Origin of the sequence: Hymenobacter metallilatus, from assembly GCF_003944705.1 — a bacterium.
In the GTDB taxonomy this organism is placed as follows: domain Bacteria; phylum Bacteroidota; class Bacteroidia; order Cytophagales; family Hymenobacteraceae; genus Hymenobacter; species Hymenobacter metallilatus.
The window spans coordinates 214897-230902 of sequence record NZ_RWIS01000004.1 but is presented as its reverse complement, the minus strand read 5'-3'; the positions used below and the strand labels follow the sequence as shown (position 1 = coordinate 230902).

Below are 16006 nucleotides of genomic sequence, written 5' to 3'. Positions count from 1 at the left end.
TTCAAATATAAAGGCAGCAACTTAGAGAAGTTACTTGACCTTGCCAGTGGTCTTTTTGGCCGCGGTACCGGCCGTCTTCTTCGTGGCTGCTTTCTTCGCCGCCGGCTTTTTAGCCGCCGCGGGCTTTTTGGCGGGTGTATCAGCCTTATCGGTTTTATCGGCGGCAGGTGCGGCTTTTTTGGCGAAGCGGCCGCCTTTGGCCGGCTTGTCGGGCGTAGCTTCGGCCAGCTCCAGGCACCGCTCCAGCGTGAGGTCAGCGGGTTCCTCTCCCTTCGGAATCTTCACATTCTTCTTCCCGGCCACGATGTACGGCCCAAACCGACCGTTGAGCACCTGCACCTCGGGGTTTTCAGGGAAGGATTTGATCAGGCGCTCCGAGTCGGCTTTGCGCTTGGCTTCAATCAGCGCAATGGCCTCCTGGGCCGTGATGGTGTGCGGGTCCTGCTCCTTGGTGAGCGAATAAAACTTGCTGTCGTGACGGATGTAGGGCCCGAACCGACCCAGGGCCGCCGTCATGTCCTTATCCTCGAACGAGCCCACAATGCGGGGTAGCTTGAACAGGTCCAGGGCTTCCTCCAGCGTGATGCTCTCGATAAACTGCCCTTTCCGCAGACTGGCGTACACGGCTTTTTCGCCTTCCGGAGCGCCTTCCAGCGGCTCAATCTGCACGTAAGGCCCGAAGCGGCCAAGGCGGGCCGTCAGCTTCTGGCCGGTTTCGGGGTGGGTACCGATTTCCCGGTTGCTGCCCAAGGTGTTGCGCTCAATGTTCTGGCCCCGCTCCACGGTTTCGTGGAAGGTGCCGTAGAAGCCCGCCAGCATATCGGTCCACTGCTCCTGTCCGTCGGCAATGCGGTCAAACTCGTCCTCCACCTTGGCCGTGAACTGGTAGTCCACAATAACGGGGAAATGTTCCACCAAAAAGTCGTTGACCACCATGGCCGTGTCCGTCGGAAACAGCTTGGCTTTGTCGGCCCCGTAGGTTTCAGTCTTAATTTCGGTTTTCACCACGTCTCCATCCAGCGTCAGCACGTGGAATTTACGCTCCTTGCCCTCCCGGGTATCCTTCTCCACGTAGCCCCGCTTCTGAATGGTGCTGATGGTGGGCGCGTAGGTGGAAGGCCGCCCAATACCCATTTCCTCCAGCTTCTTTACCAGGGAGGCTTCCGTGTAGCGGGCAGCCGGCGAGGCGTACCGCTCGGTGGCCCGGAGCTGCTGCAGGGGCAGCTGCTGGCCTACGCTCAGCGGCGGCAGCCCCCGCGAAAACGACGATTCAGCGCTGTCGTCCTGCTCGTCCTCGTCCTTGCTTTCGGCGTAGGCTTTCAGAAAGCCCTCAAACGTAATAACCTCGCCGGTAGCCGTAAGCATAGTGCCGGGCTGGGTGCTGATGCCGATGGTAGCCACCGTGCGCTCAATCACCGCGTCGGCCATTTGTGAGGCCAGGGCCCGCTTCCGGATCAGGTCGTAGAGACGCTGCTCCTGCGAGTCCTCGCCGGCTTTTACCAGCGCAAAATCGGTGGGCCGAATGGCTTCGTGAGCTTCCTGGGCCGAGGCGGCTTTGGTTTTGAACTGACGGGTATGGGCATATTCGGCTCCGTATGCGGCCGTAATAGCGTGCCGGGCCGCTTCCAGGGCATCCTGTGAGAGGTTCACCGAGTCGGTCCGCATGTAGCTGATGCGGCCGGCTTCGTAGAGCTTCTGGGCCACGCTCATGGTCTGGGCTACCGAAAAGCCCAGCTTACGCGAGGCTTCCTGCTGCAAAGTAGAGGTGGTAAACGGCGGCGCGGGGCTGCGCTTACCGGGTTTTTTCTCCAGGTTTTCGATGCGGTAGCTGGCTCCCACGCACCGACTCAGGAAAGCCTCAGCTTCCTCGCGGGTTTTAAAGCGAGTAGGCAGCTCGGCTTCCAGCACCGCGCCCCGGCCCGCGTCGAAACGCGCTACCACGCGGTAGGCCGAAGAGGTTTTGAACTGACTGATTTCCCGTTCCCGCTCTACCACCAGCCGCACGGCCACACTTTGTACCCGTCCCGCCGAGAGGCCGGCCTTCACCTTCTTCCACAGCACCGGGCTCAGCTCGAAACCCACCAGGCGGTCGAGCACCCGGCGGGCCTGCTGGGCGTTTACCAGGTTCAGGTCAATTTCCCGGGGGTTATCAATGGCCGTGAGGATGGCGTTTTTGGTGATTTCACGGAACACAATCCGGCGCGTTTTGTCGCCGCCGCTCAGGTTCAGGGTTTCGGCCAGGTGCCAGCTGATGGCCTCTCCCTCCCGGTCATCGTCACTGGCCAGCCATACGGTTTCGGCTTCCTTGGCCAGCTTCTTCAACTGGCTGATAATATCCCGCTTGTCGGCCGAAACAACGTAGGTAGGCTTGAAGCCATTGGCAATATCAATGGCATTATTATCCTTGGGCAGGTCGCGCACGTGCCCGAACGACGACTTCACCACGAAGTCCTTACCGAGGTAACCTTCGATGGTTTTGGCTTTGGCCGGGGATTCGACGATGACTAGATTCTTGACCATAGGGGGTGGGAGTACACAAGGCGGTTTCGATAGGAAACGGGCACCGCAGTGTAAAAGTTGAATTTTGCCGCAAAGATGCTGGAATAATCCGGCCTTGTTGCGGCAGCCCATAAATATCGGTCCCTTACACCTTTAGTATATAGGACACGAAGCAACGCCAATCAGGGGCAAGCCGTTCAGTATCCGGGAGTTATTCAAGTTCTATAAGATTTTGCGCTTGATAGTAGCGGAATGGGCATATCTGCTACCTTTGTCTGTTCCGGAACCGTATTCCCAACGGCCCGTTTGAGCATCGCCTTCTTCTCGCAGGCCCCGCCACCTTTCCTTGTGTATGGCTTCAGCTAAGACGCCCAAAACCACCAGCCCGGCTTCCCCCGCGGCCCCTTCTGCTCCTGCTAGTGCTGTTGCAAAAAGCAACGCAACTGCTTCGGCTCCCTCCAATGGCAACCACACGCGCAAACGTGGGGAAGCCAACGGAAAATATGCTGCCCAGGACCCTGACTACATCAACGACCAGCTGAATCGGGTGCTGTATGCCCTCGACGCCTTTAAAAAAGGCGACGTGTCGGTGCGCCTGACCAAGCAGAACGATGACATCTTTGCCGAAATAGCCGAGGCCTACAACTCCATGGTGGAGATGATTGGCGGGGTAGGAGGCGAAGTGTCGCGCATCTCCAAAGTGGCCGGAGTAGAGGGTAACCTCAAAGCTCGGGCTTCCGGCGAAAATGCGGCGGGCTTCTGGCGCGACATGATCAATAATATCAACGGCCTGGTTGATAGCATTGCCGTGCCGGTGTTGGAAGTGGGCAAGGTGCTCAAGAACATCAGCAAAGGCAATCTGGACGAAACTTTCCAGATTCCGGTGTCAGGCGACTTTAAGGTGATGGCCGAAACCATCAACAAGACCATTGACAACCTCAACCTGTTCGCCGGCGAAGTAACCCGCGTGGCCCAGGAAGTAGGCACTGAGGGGAAACTCGGTGGTCAGGCTAGTGTGCCCAACGTCGGCGGTATCTGGAAGGACCTCACCGACAACGTAAACTATATGGCCTCGAACCTGACTTCTCAGGTACGGGACATTGCCAACGTGGCCACGGCCGTAGCCAAAGGCGACCTGACGCAGAAGATTACCGTGGACGTGAAGGGCGAGCTGCTGCAACTCAAGCAGAACCTGAACCAGATGGTGGACTCGCTCAACCTGTTCGCCGGCGAGGTAACCCGCGTGGCCCAGGAAGTGGGCACCGAGGGGAAACTGGGCGGCCAGGCTTCGGTACCCAATGTAGGTGGCGTGTGGAAGCAGTTGACGGATAACGTAAACACGATGGCCTCGAACCTGACCTTGCAGGTGCGGGACATTGCCAACGTGGCCACGGCCGTAGCCAAAGGCGACCTGACGCAGAAGATTACCGTGGACGTGAAGGGCGAGCTGCTGCAACTCAAGCAGAACCTGAACCAGATGGTGGACTCGCTCAACCTGTTCGCCGGCGAGGTAACCCGCGTGGCCCAGGAAGTAGGCACCGAAGGCCGCCTCGGCGGCCAGGCCGTCGTGCCGAACGTGGCCGGCGTGTGGAAAGAGCTGACCGACAACGTAAACTACATGGCCTCGAACCTGACTTTGCAGGTGCGGGACATTGCTAACGTAGCCACGGCCGTAGCTAAAGGCGACCTGAGCCAGAAGATTACCGTTGATGTAAAGGGCGAGCTGCTGCAACTTAAGCAGAACCTGAACCAGATGGTGGACTCGCTCAACCTGTTTGCCGGCGAAGTAACCCGCGTGGCCCTGGAAGTAGGTACCGACGGTAAGTTGGGCGGTCAGGCTTCGGTACCCAATGTGGCTGGTGTGTGGAAAGAGCTGACCGACAACGTAAATAACATGGCCTCGAACCTGACCTTGCAGGTACGAGACATTGCCAACGTGGCCACGGCCGTAGCCCGCGGCGACCTGAGCCAGAAAATGACGGTAGATGTGAAAGGAGAAATCCTGGAGCTGAAGAACATCCTCAACCAGATGGTGGACTCGCTCAACATCTTCGGCGACGAGGTAACCCGCGTGGCCCGCGAGGTAGGCACCGAAGGCCGCCTCGGCGGCCAAGCCTCCGTACCTCGCGTTGGTGGCACCTGGAAGGAGCTGACGGATAACGTAAACACGATGGCCTCGAACCTGACCTCTCAGGTACGGGACATTGCCAACGTGGCCACCGCCGTAGCCAAAGGCGACCTGACGCAGAAAATGACCGTGGATGTAAAAGGCGAGATTCTCGACCTGAAAAACATCCTCAACCAGATGGTGGACTCGCTCAATATCTTCGCCGGCGAAGTAACCCGCGTAGCCCGCGAGGTAGGTACCGAAGGTATTCTGGGTGGTCAGGCCAACGTGCCCAGCGTGTCGGGTACCTGGAAAGACCTCACGGATAACGTAAATACCATGGCCTCGAACCTGACCTCTCAGGTGCGGGACATTGCCAACGTAGCCACGGCCGTAGCCCGCGGCGACCTGAGCCAGAAGGTAACGGTAAATGTGCGCGGGGAGCTGTTGCAGCTCAAGGAAAACCTCAACCAGATGGTGGACTCGCTGAACACGTTCGGCGACGAAGTGACCCGCGTGGCCCGCGAAGTAGGCACCGAAGGCCGCCTCGGCGGCCAGGCCGTGGTACCCAACGTGCGCGGTACTTGGAAGGACCTCACCGACAACGTAAACTTCATGGCTGCCTCGCTCACCAGCCAGGTGCGCGACATTGCCAACGTAACCTCCGCCGTAGCCCGCGGCGACCTGAGCCAGAAAGTATCCGTTGATGTGAAAGGCGAGTTGCTCGACCTGAAGGACAACATCAACCAGATGGTGGACTCGCTGAACGTATTTGCCGGTGAGGTAACCCGCGTGGCCCTCGAAGTAGGTACCGAAGGTCGCCTCGGCGGCCAGGCCAACGTGCCCAATGTGAGCGGAGTGTGGAAGGACCTGACCGACAACGTAAACACCATGGCCGCCAACCTCACCACCCAGGTGCGGGGCCTGGTGAAGGTAGTAACCGCCGTGTCGCAGGGTGACTTGACCCAGAAGCTGACCCTGGAGGCCAAAGGCGAAGTAGCCGACCTGGCCGACACCATCAACCGCATGGTGGACGACCTGAACCGTCTGGCTTCGGAAGTAAGCCGCGTGGCCCGCGTAGCCGGGGGCGAAGGCAAACTGACGGAGCGTGCCACGGTAACCGACGTGTCGGGCTCCTGGAAAGAACTGGTGGATACGCTCAATGCTCTCATCGAAAGCATTGCCTCGCCGGTGCTGGAAGTGAGCCGCGTAGTACGGGCTATTTCGGAGGGCGACCTGCAGCAGCAGGTGGAAATCGAAACCACCGGCGACATCCGCGCCATGGCCGATGCCCTGAACCTGGCCGTGGATAACCTCAACGAATTACTGGGTGAAATCAACGAGTCCTCGCAGATTGTAGGGGAATCCTCGGAGGAAATGGTGGTGAAAGGGCAGGAGATGAGCCGGGTAACTGTTGACGTAGCACTGGCTATGCAACAGATGGCCGAAGGCGCCCAGAACCAGGCCCTCAAGACCGACCAGGCCTTTAAGCTGATTGAAGAAATCATGCAGGCCACTAAGGAAACTGCCGGTAAGGCCGATGTGGGCATTAAGGCGGCCATTCTGGGGGAACAAACCTCCCAGCTTGGTTTGAAAACGGTGGCCGAGGTGGTAAAAAACATGGAGGAAATCAGCAACGCCGCTGCCCAGACCTCCAAGACCATCGAAGTACTGAGTACCCGGTCCGGGGAAATCAGTAAGTCGCTGGGCGTAATCACCGACATTGCCGCCCAGACCAACCTGCTGGCCCTGAACGCCGCCATTGAGGCCGCCCGCGCCGGGGAAGCCGGCCGTGGTTTCGCCGTAGTAGCCGAAGAAATCCGCAAGCTGGCCGAAGGCTCCCGCAAATCGGCCGGCGAAATTGCCACGCTGGTAGAGGATGTAAAGAAGGATACCACTTCCGCCGCTTCCGCTATCAGCACCATGGAAGGCCGGGTACTGAAGGGTAAGAATGCTACTTTCGAGGCCAGCTCGGCCTTTAAGAACATTGCTACCTCCTCGGGCGAAACCCTGCGTACTTCCCGCGACATTCTTACGGCCACCGAGGTGCAGAAAACCTCCATTGGCGACGTAGTGAAATACGTGGAAGAGGTGGTAGCCATTGCCGAGCAAACCGCCTCGGGCACCCAGCAGGTAGCCAGCACCGCCAAGCAGCTCTCCACGAGTATGCAGGAACTGACTACCAGCAGCCAGAAGCTCACCGACATTGCCGACGACCTCCAGCTGGGCCTTTCGGCCTTCCAGCTGATGGAAGACCTGGAGCCCGAACCCGAGCCCGAGCCGGAGCCTATTCGGCGCCGGGCACTGGGCAACCGTACTACTGCCCGGCCAACGGCCGCAGCCGCTACGCCCGCCCGCCGTCGGCCGGCGGCGGCTCAAGCGCCGGAAGCGCCGGCTGCTCCAGCCAAAAAGCGGGTTTCCCGGCGCAGCCCGGAGGTAGCCCTGCCTACACCGGAAACTACTCCCTCCGAAGGAAAGGAGGCTCGTCCTACAGCAAAAGCCCGGCGTGCACCCAAAACCGCTCCCGAACCGGTGGTAGAAGCACCCGCTTCCGCAACTCGTACTGCCAAGCGGAAAGCCAAATAAGGTAGTTCATTCTTCGTCTTTCCGGTCCGTTAGCTATGCCTAACGGGCCGGAAGCATGTTATTTCCTCAGGAATGCCTGACTCTGAAAAAAGCGTCAAACAAGACCCTATCATCCAGCTGATTGTGTTCCGGCTGGGCGAGGAGGAATACGGGATTCGCATTGAGCAAGTGAAGGAGGTAACTATTACTCCGGAAATTGCCCGTATGCCCAAAACGCCGCCCTTCGTGAAAGGTATTGCCAACCTGCGCGGCGACATCATTGCGGTAATTGATCTGGAAGAGCGTTTTCGCCTGCGCTCAGCTGGCCAGGAAATGCCAGCTGTGTCCTACACCATGGCTATTGAAGCCAAGGAATACACCATCGGTATCATGGTGCGGGAAGTACCCCAGCCACTATCGATTCAGCAGTCCATTATCGAAAAAGCGCCGGAGTTTATCCAGGACATCAACATCCACGACAAATACATCGAGGGCATTGCCAAAATTGAGGACCGCATTATTGTGGTGCTCGATATGCTGAAGCTGCTGACCCCGTCCGAAATCATGCAGCTGCAGCCGAAAACGGAATCTTCCGGGTCCGGCAGCCGTACTACAGCATAAATAGCTGAACGATTCAGCCCTTTTTCCTCATTCCGCATTTTGCCCTTCTCATGAAAAACCGCATCCTCATCGTCGACGACTCTTTTTACATGCGCACGATGCTTAAGAACATGCTCACCGACGCTGGCTATGAGGTAGTAGGCGAGGCGGCCAACGGCCAGCAGGCCCTGGAAATGGCCACCGATACCAAGCCTGACCTGATTACCCTTGATGTAATTCTGCCCGACAATACGGGCCTGGATGTGCTCAAGGGTATCCGGCAGGAGCAACCCGACGTGAAGGTGGTTATGTGCTCGGCCGTTGGGCAGGAAGTTATTGTGAACGAGGCACTGGAAAGCGGTGCCACCGCGTATATCGTGAAGCCTTTCTCGGAAGAGAAAGTGCTGGAGATTGTGGGCAGCGCCCTGCAGGAATCTGACTCAGATCAAGCCTAACGATGTTGTGTAAGCATCTGTGCTAAGCTGATGCTACTTGTGTGTTTGCATTTCCCTGTGTCTTTTTCACCTACTCCTTTTTCCTTGCTACTCGGTCAGCTGCCTACCTTCGTGCGGGCAGCGCTAACCCGGTTATTATCTGCTACGTCCGGCCTGGAGGTAGTAGGTACGGCCGGGTCGGCTACGGAGCTGCCCGTACTGGCCCGGCGCCTGCGGCCAGGAATGGTAGTAGTAACCGAAGCAGAGCTTTTCGGCCTGGAGCAGCTGCAACGCCAGTTTCCGGTGCCCGTGCTGTTGTATTGTGCCAGTACTCCGTTGCCCGGTATGCTGCGGGAAGCTGCCCGTTTAGGCGTTTACGATTACTTTACCGCAGCTCCCGCAACGGCGCCCGAGCTAACCGAGTGGAACTTCCAGCTGCGGCGTAAGCTGCTAGCGGCTCAACCCCGCCCGGTGGCGGCTCCGGCTCTTGCCTCCAGCCGCTCCCGCCCGATTCCATTACCTCCGCGAGGCATTGTGCTGATTGGTGGCTCGACGGGTGGAGCACCGGCAGTAGAAGCCATTCTACGGGCCATTCCAGAAACGTTTCCCTGGGCCATTGTAGTGGCTGTTCATTTGCCGGCCCATTTTACCGATACTCTGGTGGAGCGCCTGCGGCGTACTACTGCCCTGCCGGTAGAAGCGGCTGCCAGTGGCAGCCGTTTAGCGGCAGGACGGGTGTTGGTGGCCCCCGGAGGCCATAACTTGGTAGTGCAGCCCATAACCAACAGCCCTTGGCTGGGCTGGCAAACAAATTTTGTGAGTGAGGCCAGCCTGGATGTGCCCAGTGTGGATATTCTGATGCAGTCGGCGGCACGGCTGGCGGGCCGCCAGGTGATTGGCGTGGTGCTTACTGGTCTGGGCCAGGATGGTACCGCCGGGGCCCGCGCAATTCGGGCCGCCGGGGGCACAGTTCTGGTGCAGGATGAAGCATCCTCCGCCGTATTTGGGATGCCCAAATCCGTTATTGAGGCTGGTCTGGCCTCGGAAATACACCCACTCATGGACATTGCGGCAGCCCTGGTAAAACAGGTGCAGCCGCGCCCGACAAGTCCCGGCCCTCGTCCTATCTCCCGCTTTCAAGCCGTAGCCGCACGATGAAGTCACGGGAGCAGGAGTACCGGGAAATTTTTATGGCCGAGGCGTTGGAGTACTACAACGCTATGAGTCGCCACATCAGTGAGCTGGAGCGTAACCCCACCGACGAGCCGTCCCTGAACGAGCTGTTCCGGCTGATGCACAACCTGAAGTCCAATTCCCGGGCTATGGGCTACAACTCCATTGGTGAGCTGGCTCATCACATGGAAACTATCTTCGGGCTGATTCGCAGCAAGGAAAAGACCTTTACGGGCTCGGTTGTGCCAGTGCTATTCACCGGCATTGATACAATTGGGGAAATGATCCGGGCCGTAGGGGCCAACGAGGACATGCCCACGGTAGAACGCCTCCTGGACAATCTGGACCGGTTGGTGCGCGGCGAGGAGCCCATCCTGGAGGAAGAAGAGGACGACACCGACGAGGATGCCAACCGCAAGCTGGAACTATCCGACCTAGTTTATATCCAGATCAAGAAGCTCGACCACCTGATGAACCTGGTGGGAGAATTGATTATTGACCGGGACCGGGTGCTTACTCTTAGTCAGGAAATTGGCAATCCAGCTCTTCTGATGGCTGCTACCCACCTGTCCCGCATTGCCGATGAGCTGCAGTACAGCGTAATGGATGCCCGCCTGGTAGGGGTTGGCTCGCTGTTCAGTAAGTTTCCGCGGGTGGTGCGCGACGTGGCCACGGCCGAAAAGAAGGATGTGGAACTGACCATGGTAGGCGAGGATATCCAGATTGACCGCAACATCCTCCAGATTATCACCGACTCGCTGCTGCATCTGGTACGCAATGCCATTGGCCACGGCCTCGAAACGCCCCAGGAGCGGGTGGCGGCCGGCAAACCGGCACAGGGCCACCTGACGCTTTCGGCCCAGACGGAACGGGACGATGTGCTGATTCAGGTGCAGGATGATGGCCGGGGAATTGACGTGGAGAGCGTGCGGCGCAAGGCGGTGGAGCGGGGGCTGGTAGCAGCCAACGTAGCCGCCACGCTGGACGCCGACGCGGTACGGGCATTTCTGTTTGAGCCGGGCTTTTCCATGGCCAAGGAAGTAACCGAAATTTCGGGCCGCGGCGTGGGGCTGGACGTGGTGAAGCTGGCCATCGACTCGCTGGGTGGGCAGCTGCGCGTGGAGTCGGTGCTGGGCCAGGGCACCACCTTCACGCTGGTGCTACCCACGTCCATTGCCGTAAAGGGGGCCCTGCTGTTCCAGCTGGATCAGCGCAATTATGCCATTCCGCTCATGCACACTGATTCGGTGGTGTCGTTGCAGCCGGAAAATTTCAACGTGGTAGGCGGGGTGCTGCTCACCCGGCTCCAGGACGAAAACGTACCGGTGGTGTCGTTGCGCCGCCTTTTGCACAACGGCGACGGGCCGCTGCCGCCTGCGGTGAAAGCCGAAGTGGAAGGCCGTCAGGACATCATCATTGTGAAATACAACAACCGCCGGCTCGGCCTCATCGTCGACCGGTTTTTACGCCAGCAGGATATCGTGGTCAAACCCATGAGCAAACCGCTGGATACCATTGATCTGTTTGGCGGCGTTACGCTGTTGGGAAGCGGGCAGGTATGCCTGGTGCTCGATGTGCCCGCGTTAACTCGACTGTTTTTAGCCAAACGACCATAATTCTCGTAATTGCAGACCTTAGGCAACCGGCTCCGGCCGAATGCCTCTTCAACTGACTCCTATGGATTTGCACATGACGGAACTGGAGCGGGATATTATCCGCGAAATCCTGAATATCGGGCTGGCTCGGGCCGCCGATTCATTCGCGGTTATCGCCCAGGAAAAGGTGCTGCTGGAAGTGCCCAATCTGGATATCGTCTCGGGTAAAAGTGTACTGGAAAAGGTAGGTGACCTGCAAACGGGACACGTTGTTATTCAGTCCGATATCCGGGGTGATTTCAATGGCACTACCCTGATGTTCTTTTCCGGGCAGCACGTACAGCGCCTCTCTCGGGTCTGCCTGCGCATGAGCACGTCCGACTCCATCCACATTGATGAAATGCAGGAGTCGTTGCTGCTAGAAATCAGCAACATTATCACCGGGGCCTTGGTCACGCAGCTGGCCAACATTCTGAAGGCCCACATTTACGGGGCCCCGCCGGCTCACCCCCGCGGCGACATGGCTGCTGCCCTGCGGAGCCTGCTCGTGGACCGGCCCATGGTGCAGCCCCTCATATTTTCGGTAGTTACCCAGTTCTCCGATAAGGAAAATTCGGTGGAGTTGCCGCTGATGATTTTCTTCGACCGGGACACCTTTGAAAAGATTCTTGATATAATTCGTACCTACGACTTTATGGGCGGGCAACAGGCCGGCTCGTAAATTTGGGGTGCTGGCCGTATTGGGCCCGCCTCCGCGCCGTGGCCCCCGATGCCGGAAACGTAGCCCTGCGGTGGGCGGCGTAACCTGGGCACGGGGGCCGCTGCCGTTTTTTACACCTCATCTTTGCTTTCACTTACCCCCTCACCTCATTTCTATGGCTGATTCCTCATCTGCTCTGGAACGTAAATTAGCCAGCTTCGACCCCAACGCCCTGGGCGACACGGCTGGCGGTATTTTTGGTCTGCCCTTCACCCCGGAAGAAGCCCGGGTAGTGGTAGTACCCGTGCCCTGGGAAGTAACCGTATCCTACCGCGGCGGCACGGCCGAGGGCCCGGAGGCCATGCGCCAGGCCTCTTTGCAGGTTGACCTCTACGACCCTGACCTGCCCGACGCCTGGCGTATGGGCCTGGCCATGGAAGCGCAGGAGGAGAAAATTGCGGAGGAAAGCCGCACGCTACGTCCCCTGGCCGAAGAGTACATTGGCTGGCTGGAAGACGGAGAGCCGGAAGAAACCCACGACTCCTTCGTGGAAGTGCCCACCCGCATTGGGCAGCGTGGGCAGGCTCTGCTGGAATGGCTGAAAGCCAAAACCGGCGCCCTGCTCGATGCCGGCAAAGCAGTGATGGTGCTGGGCGGCGACCATAGCACTCCGTTGGGCTACCTGCATGCGCTGGCCGAGCGCCACGAGGAATACGGCATTCTGCAGATTGACGCCCACTGCGACCTGCGGCCGGCCTACGAGGGCTTTGAGTTTTCGCACGCCTCCATCATGTACAATGCCCTCAAGCTACCCCAGGTGAAAAAGCTGGTGCAGGTGGGCATCCGGGACTACTGCCAGCAGGAGGCCGAGTACGTCGACCAGAGCAATGGCCGGGTGGTGATGTTCACCGACCGGTTTTTGCAGGCCGAAATGCTGGGCGGCAAGTCGTGGAAGAAGGAGTGCAAGAAGATTGTGGCCCAGCTGCCCGCCAAAGTCTACCTGAGCTTCGATATTGACGGCCTTGACCCCAAGCTCTGCCCTGGTACCGGCACGCCCGTGCCCGGCGGCCTGGAGTTCGAGCAGGCCCTGTACCTGATTCGTATGGTGGTGCGCTCGGGCCGCACCATCATCGGCTGCGACCTGAACGAGGTGGCCCCCGGCGACACTGAGTGGAACGCCATTGTGGGTGCCCGCCTGCTCTACCACATGGCCAACTGGATGGGCGTGTCGCAGGGCTTGCTTAAGGCCCGGGCCGTAGAGAAATAAGTGATGCGAGCTGAGAGATAAGTTAAAAGAAATAAAATGTGCGGAGAGCCCAACGCATCTCTCTTAACTTATCTCTCAGCTCGCATCACTCATAACTCATCCGGAGGTAGTACGTACTGTATGCAGCTCCCCGAATACTGTACTTCTCTAACCCTTTTCTACTCTCCTCATGGGCTTTATTCTTAAATTTCTGCTCTCGGCCATTATCACGTATGTGCTGGCCAAGTTTCTGCCCGGCTCTCACATTGGGGGCTTCACCGACGCCGTAATTCTGGTTATTGTGCTGGCTATTCTGAATGCGGTGGTCAAGCCCATTCTGAAGATTGTTGGCTTCCCAATTACCGTGCTTACTCTGGGCCTGTTCCTGTTTGTCATCAATGCCCTGATTGTGATGCTGGCCAGCTACCTGCTGTCGGGCTTTGAAGTTGATGGTTTCTTCTCGGCCCTGGTGTTTAGTATAGTACTGTCGTTGGTAACTTCGGTGGTCGATATGATTGTGGATTAGCTCCTTGCTTCACCTAACAAAAGCGCCCCGTTTGCCTGGCAGACGGGGCGCTTTCGTTGGGCGCAACCTGGTGGCGGTGCGGCCGACTTCGGGCGCTGGATTACCTACGCAGCAGTGCCGGAAGCTCTGTTGATTTGCCGCCACCGGTACAGGCCCCAGGCTCCCAGTGCCACTACCAGGGGCCAGAGGTAGGCCAGGCCCACCAGCACCAAGCCCACCAGCCGCCAACCAAACCACAGCCCCGCCCGTACCTGCGGCGAAATAGCCTGGGCCGGCGAGGTATCGGTGAGCGGACGAGGCTGGTAGTACGTCAGGTGCAAAGTGGCCAGGGTGGCCTGCTCGGTCAGGAGCTGGACTTCGGCCGTGGCGGCCCGGCTGGCGGTGGTATCGGGGCGGCGGGCGGCTGCCTGATGCTGAGCCAACTCGGTGGCTATGTCGCGGGAGGTAAGCTCCTTGCGGTGTACAATGCCGAGGCGGGCCAGGTCGGCCGTGAGGACCAAAAACCGAGCCGAGGGCACCCGGATGGTAAGCACCTGCTGGTGCCGCTCGGTGTCGGTAGTTTCGTTGGCCGTAGTCAGGTAAGCGCCGCGCTGGGTAAGCACTGTATCGAGGCGGGCCGAAGCGGCCGTGAAGTCCGGTACTTCCAGCTCCATGCTGCCCTGGTAAATAACCGGATGCCCGGCGGCCCGCCACAGGCGGGCCAGCGGTACCTCTGGGGCGGCCGGTTCTGCTGGAGTGGGCGCGGCCGGAGCGGTAGTTTCGAAAGCAGCCGGCTCACTCGCCACAGCTTCTTTGTAGTCAGCCGACTGGGCACACCCAGCCAGCATCAGCCCCAGCAGCGGGAGCAGACGCGCATTGTTTTTCATCAGGCAGGAAGTAAAAGGAGGGAAGATGAAAAGCTGCGCAGCTTCGGCTGGTTTATACTGCTTACCCCTCAGACGTAACCCACAGGCCTACCAACCGGACTGGTTCAGCTACGTACATCCAACCAGTTTCGCTCGGGCTTGTACCAACTGCTCTCTATGACTGCTTCCCTATTGTCCACTGTGCAGGCCGCCCTGGCCCAGGCTACTTCCGATGAAGCGGGTATTGCCGAGGTGCTGCGGCTGGTGGGCGAGTACCTGCGTGCCGACCGATGCTTCCTGTACGTGCGCGACCCGGCCCTGGGGCGGGGCCGCATTGCATTCAGCTGGCGCCGGACGGCGGCCGTCTCGGACCCGCGCCACGACTGGCAGGATGACACCACCGACCTGCCCCGGCAGGACCCGCTCTTCCGGGCGGCCCTGGCAGCCCGGCCCTCGGTGTACGTGCAGGACGTGGAAACCGCGCCGCCTACCGTGCTCAACCGGGCCTTCGAGCACGAGACTTTTGGCCACCGCGCGCTTATTCACGCGCACATCACCCACAACGGCCAGCTCTGGGGCATTCTGCAGCCCTGCGTGTTCGGGCATCCCCGCACCTGGACGCCCACTGAGCAAGCGGCCGTGGAAAGCGTGCTGCCGGAGTTGGTACCCATTATACGGCGCTACATGCGGGCCGGAGCCGGGCAGGCCGCCGCCTCAGGCCGCGCGCCGGGCCCGGCGACGTTGCCACCACCAGCGCAATAGTCCAACCCCACCAGCTAGCCCCAGTAGCAGTGGCCAGATGGTTATCAGCCCCAGCAACAAATCAATCAGCAGCTGCCAGCCGTTGTAAAACGACTCCACCAAGCGGCTCCCGAACGACAGCACCGGCCGGTCGGGGGTAGGTAGGGTGAGGGGCTGGTAATATTCCAGGGTGACGGTAGAAAAGCCCACTTCATCGTTCAGGGCCAGCAGGCGGCTTTCGGTAGCCTCGATATTCTCCCGGATTTCTCCCATGTTTTCCTCGATTTCGAGGATGTCGGACACTTTCGTGGCCTTGCCCAGCAAAGCCAGGTAGCGCTGCTCAAGGGCGCGCTTGGAGCGCAGCCGCGCCGATATGTCGGCGTGCTGGGCTGTTACATCGTCGGTAGTCAGCTCCTGCTGCTCCACGGTGCCTAAGCGGCCCAGCCCCCGCAGCAACGCCTGAAACCGGCCCGGCGTCACCCGGATTTTCATGCGGTGCTGCCACACTGCATCTTCCCGGTTTTCGGCTACCTCCTGCACGTAGGCGCCCAGGGCCCGCGTGAGACTGTCCATGCGCGCGTTGGTGCGGGGCAGGTCGGCCACCTTCATCTTCACCTCGGCGTGGTACACCAGCTTACGGCTGGCTGGGGGCTGAGCGGTGGCTGGGTCGGCAGTGCCAGCTGACGCATCACCCGGGCCGGGGGCTTGTAGAGGGGGCGGTGGGGCCATGAGTGCCTTATCAGATATTTCTTCTGCTGCCGACTCAGTTGCCTCTGTTTCAGAAATCAGCAGCCGGCTTTCCTTGGCTTCCTGCTGCCGGTTGCAGGAAAGCAATCCGGTCAGCAAGAAAAGGCCGACAAATGGCAGGGTACGCATGCGTCGAGAAAGTAAAAAGTGACCCAATTCACCCCGCCCAGCCACACGACAACTCAACGATGCGCCTATTCAGGAAAGTATACCATCCGGGGCAGCGGC

Annotated in this window: 12 protein-coding genes; 9 read left to right on the top strand and 3 right to left on the bottom strand. The window is 59.4% G+C overall.

All coding sequences use genetic code 11. From position 1 onward, the window contains the following. Positions 1–30: 30 nt before the first annotated feature. The gene (topA, locus tag EI290_RS08410) at positions 31–2520 is read right to left on the bottom strand and encodes a type I DNA topoisomerase (RefSeq protein WP_125428642.1); all 2490 of its coding nucleotides are present in this window, start codon (positions 2518–2520) and stop codon (positions 31–33) included. Between the two features lie 331 nt (positions 2521–2851). Here topA and EI290_RS08405 point away from each other — a divergent pair, with 331 nt between their 5' ends. From EI290_RS08405 to EI290_RS08370, 8 genes are all read left to right on the top strand, one after another. Next, the gene (locus EI290_RS08405; RefSeq protein ID WP_125428640.1) at positions 2852–7192 is read left to right on the top strand and encodes a methyl-accepting chemotaxis protein; all 4341 of its coding nucleotides are present in this window, start codon (positions 2852–2854) and stop codon (positions 7190–7192) included. A 72-nt stretch (positions 7193–7264) separates the two neighbouring features. Continuing rightward, entirely contained in the window at positions 7265–7792 is a 528-nt protein-coding gene (locus tag EI290_RS08400; protein ID WP_125428638.1) for a chemotaxis protein CheW, read from the top strand. Between the two features lie 50 nt (positions 7793–7842). After that, on the top strand, positions 7843–8226 hold the full coding sequence (locus EI290_RS08395) for a response regulator (protein ID WP_125428636.1): 384 nt from the start codon (positions 7843–7845) through the stop codon (positions 8224–8226). An 84-nt stretch (positions 8227–8310) separates the two neighbouring features. After that, the gene (locus EI290_RS08390; protein ID WP_221766242.1) at positions 8311–9363 is read left to right on the top strand and encodes a chemotaxis protein CheB; all 1053 of its coding nucleotides are present in this window, start codon (positions 8311–8313) and stop codon (positions 9361–9363) included. Then, complete coding sequence (locus EI290_RS08385; protein WP_125428632.1) at positions 9360–10994, top strand: chemotaxis protein CheA; 1635 nt, start codon at positions 9360–9362, stop codon at positions 10992–10994. The genes EI290_RS08390 and EI290_RS08385 overlap by 4 nt, the downstream gene beginning before the upstream one ends. A 40-nt stretch (positions 10995–11034) precedes the next feature. Continuing rightward, the gene (locus tag EI290_RS08380; protein ID WP_246008894.1) at positions 11035–11694 is read left to right on the top strand and encodes a chemotaxis protein CheC; all 660 of its coding nucleotides are present in this window, start codon (positions 11035–11037) and stop codon (positions 11692–11694) included. 154 nt (positions 11695–11848) lie between these two features. Beyond that, positions 11849–12940, top strand: a complete 1092-nt coding sequence (locus tag EI290_RS08375) for an agmatinase family protein (protein WP_125428630.1) — start codon at positions 11849–11851, stop codon at positions 12938–12940. 169 nt (positions 12941–13109) lie between these two features. Continuing rightward, positions 13110–13445 carry a phage holin family protein gene (locus EI290_RS08370; protein WP_125428629.1) on the top strand — a complete coding sequence of 112 codons (336 nt, stop codon included), beginning with the start codon at positions 13110–13112 and terminating at the stop codon, positions 13443–13445. A 104-nt stretch (positions 13446–13549) separates the two neighbouring features. On the opposite strand, the gene EI290_RS08365 is transcribed toward EI290_RS08370, so the two are convergent. Further along, positions 13550–14311 (bottom strand): DUF4349 domain-containing protein, encoded by a 762-nt coding sequence (locus EI290_RS08365; protein ID WP_125428627.1) that lies wholly within the window; start codon positions 14309–14311, stop codon positions 13550–13552. A 156-nt stretch (positions 14312–14467) separates the two neighbouring features. Here EI290_RS08365 and EI290_RS08360 point away from each other — a divergent pair, with 156 nt between their 5' ends. Next, positions 14468–15052: a GAF domain-containing protein gene (locus EI290_RS08360; RefSeq protein ID WP_125428625.1), complete on the top strand. Its 585-nt coding sequence runs from the start codon at positions 14468–14470 to the stop codon at positions 15050–15052. On the opposite strand, the gene EI290_RS08355 is transcribed toward EI290_RS08360, so the two are convergent. Next, entirely contained in the window at positions 15005–15907 is a 903-nt protein-coding gene (locus tag EI290_RS08355; protein ID WP_125428623.1) for a DUF4349 domain-containing protein, read from the bottom strand. The genes EI290_RS08360 and EI290_RS08355 overlap by 48 nt on opposite strands. Positions 15908–16006 lie beyond the last annotated feature (99 nt).

Excerpts from the sequence above, each read along its gene's own strand:
- EI290_RS08355 (WP_125428623.1), bottom strand. The coding sequence starts at position 15,907 with ATGCGTACCCTGCCATTTGTCGGCCTTTTCTTGCTGACCGGATTGCTT.
- EI290_RS08360 (WP_125428625.1), top strand. The coding sequence starts at position 14,468 with ATGACTGCTTCCCTATTGTCCACTGTGCAGGCCGCCCTGGCCCAGGCT.
- EI290_RS08375 (WP_125428630.1), top strand. The coding sequence starts at position 11,849 with ATGGCTGATTCCTCATCTGCTCTGGAACGTAAATTAGCCAGCTTCGAC.
- EI290_RS08400 (WP_125428638.1), top strand. The coding sequence starts at position 7,265 with ATGCCTGACTCTGAAAAAAGCGTCAAACAAGACCCTATCATCCAGCTG.
- EI290_RS08370 (WP_125428629.1), top strand. The coding sequence starts at position 13,110 with ATGGGCTTTATTCTTAAATTTCTGCTCTCGGCCATTATCACGTATGTG.
- EI290_RS08365 (WP_125428627.1), bottom strand. The coding sequence starts at position 14,311 with ATGAAAAACAATGCGCGTCTGCTCCCGCTGCTGGGGCTGATGCTGGCT.
- EI290_RS08395 (WP_125428636.1), top strand. The coding sequence starts at position 7,843 with ATGAAAAACCGCATCCTCATCGTCGACGACTCTTTTTACATGCGCACG.
- EI290_RS08405 (WP_125428640.1), top strand. The coding sequence starts at position 2,852 with ATGGCTTCAGCTAAGACGCCCAAAACCACCAGCCCGGCTTCCCCCGCG.
- EI290_RS08385 (WP_125428632.1), top strand. The coding sequence starts at position 9,360 with ATGAAGTCACGGGAGCAGGAGTACCGGGAAATTTTTATGGCCGAGGCG.
- topA (WP_125428642.1), bottom strand. The coding sequence starts at position 2,520 with ATGGTCAAGAATCTAGTCATCGTCGAATCCCCGGCCAAAGCCAAAACC.
- EI290_RS08380 (WP_246008894.1), top strand. The coding sequence starts at position 11,035 with ATGCCTCTTCAACTGACTCCTATGGATTTGCACATGACGGAACTGGAG.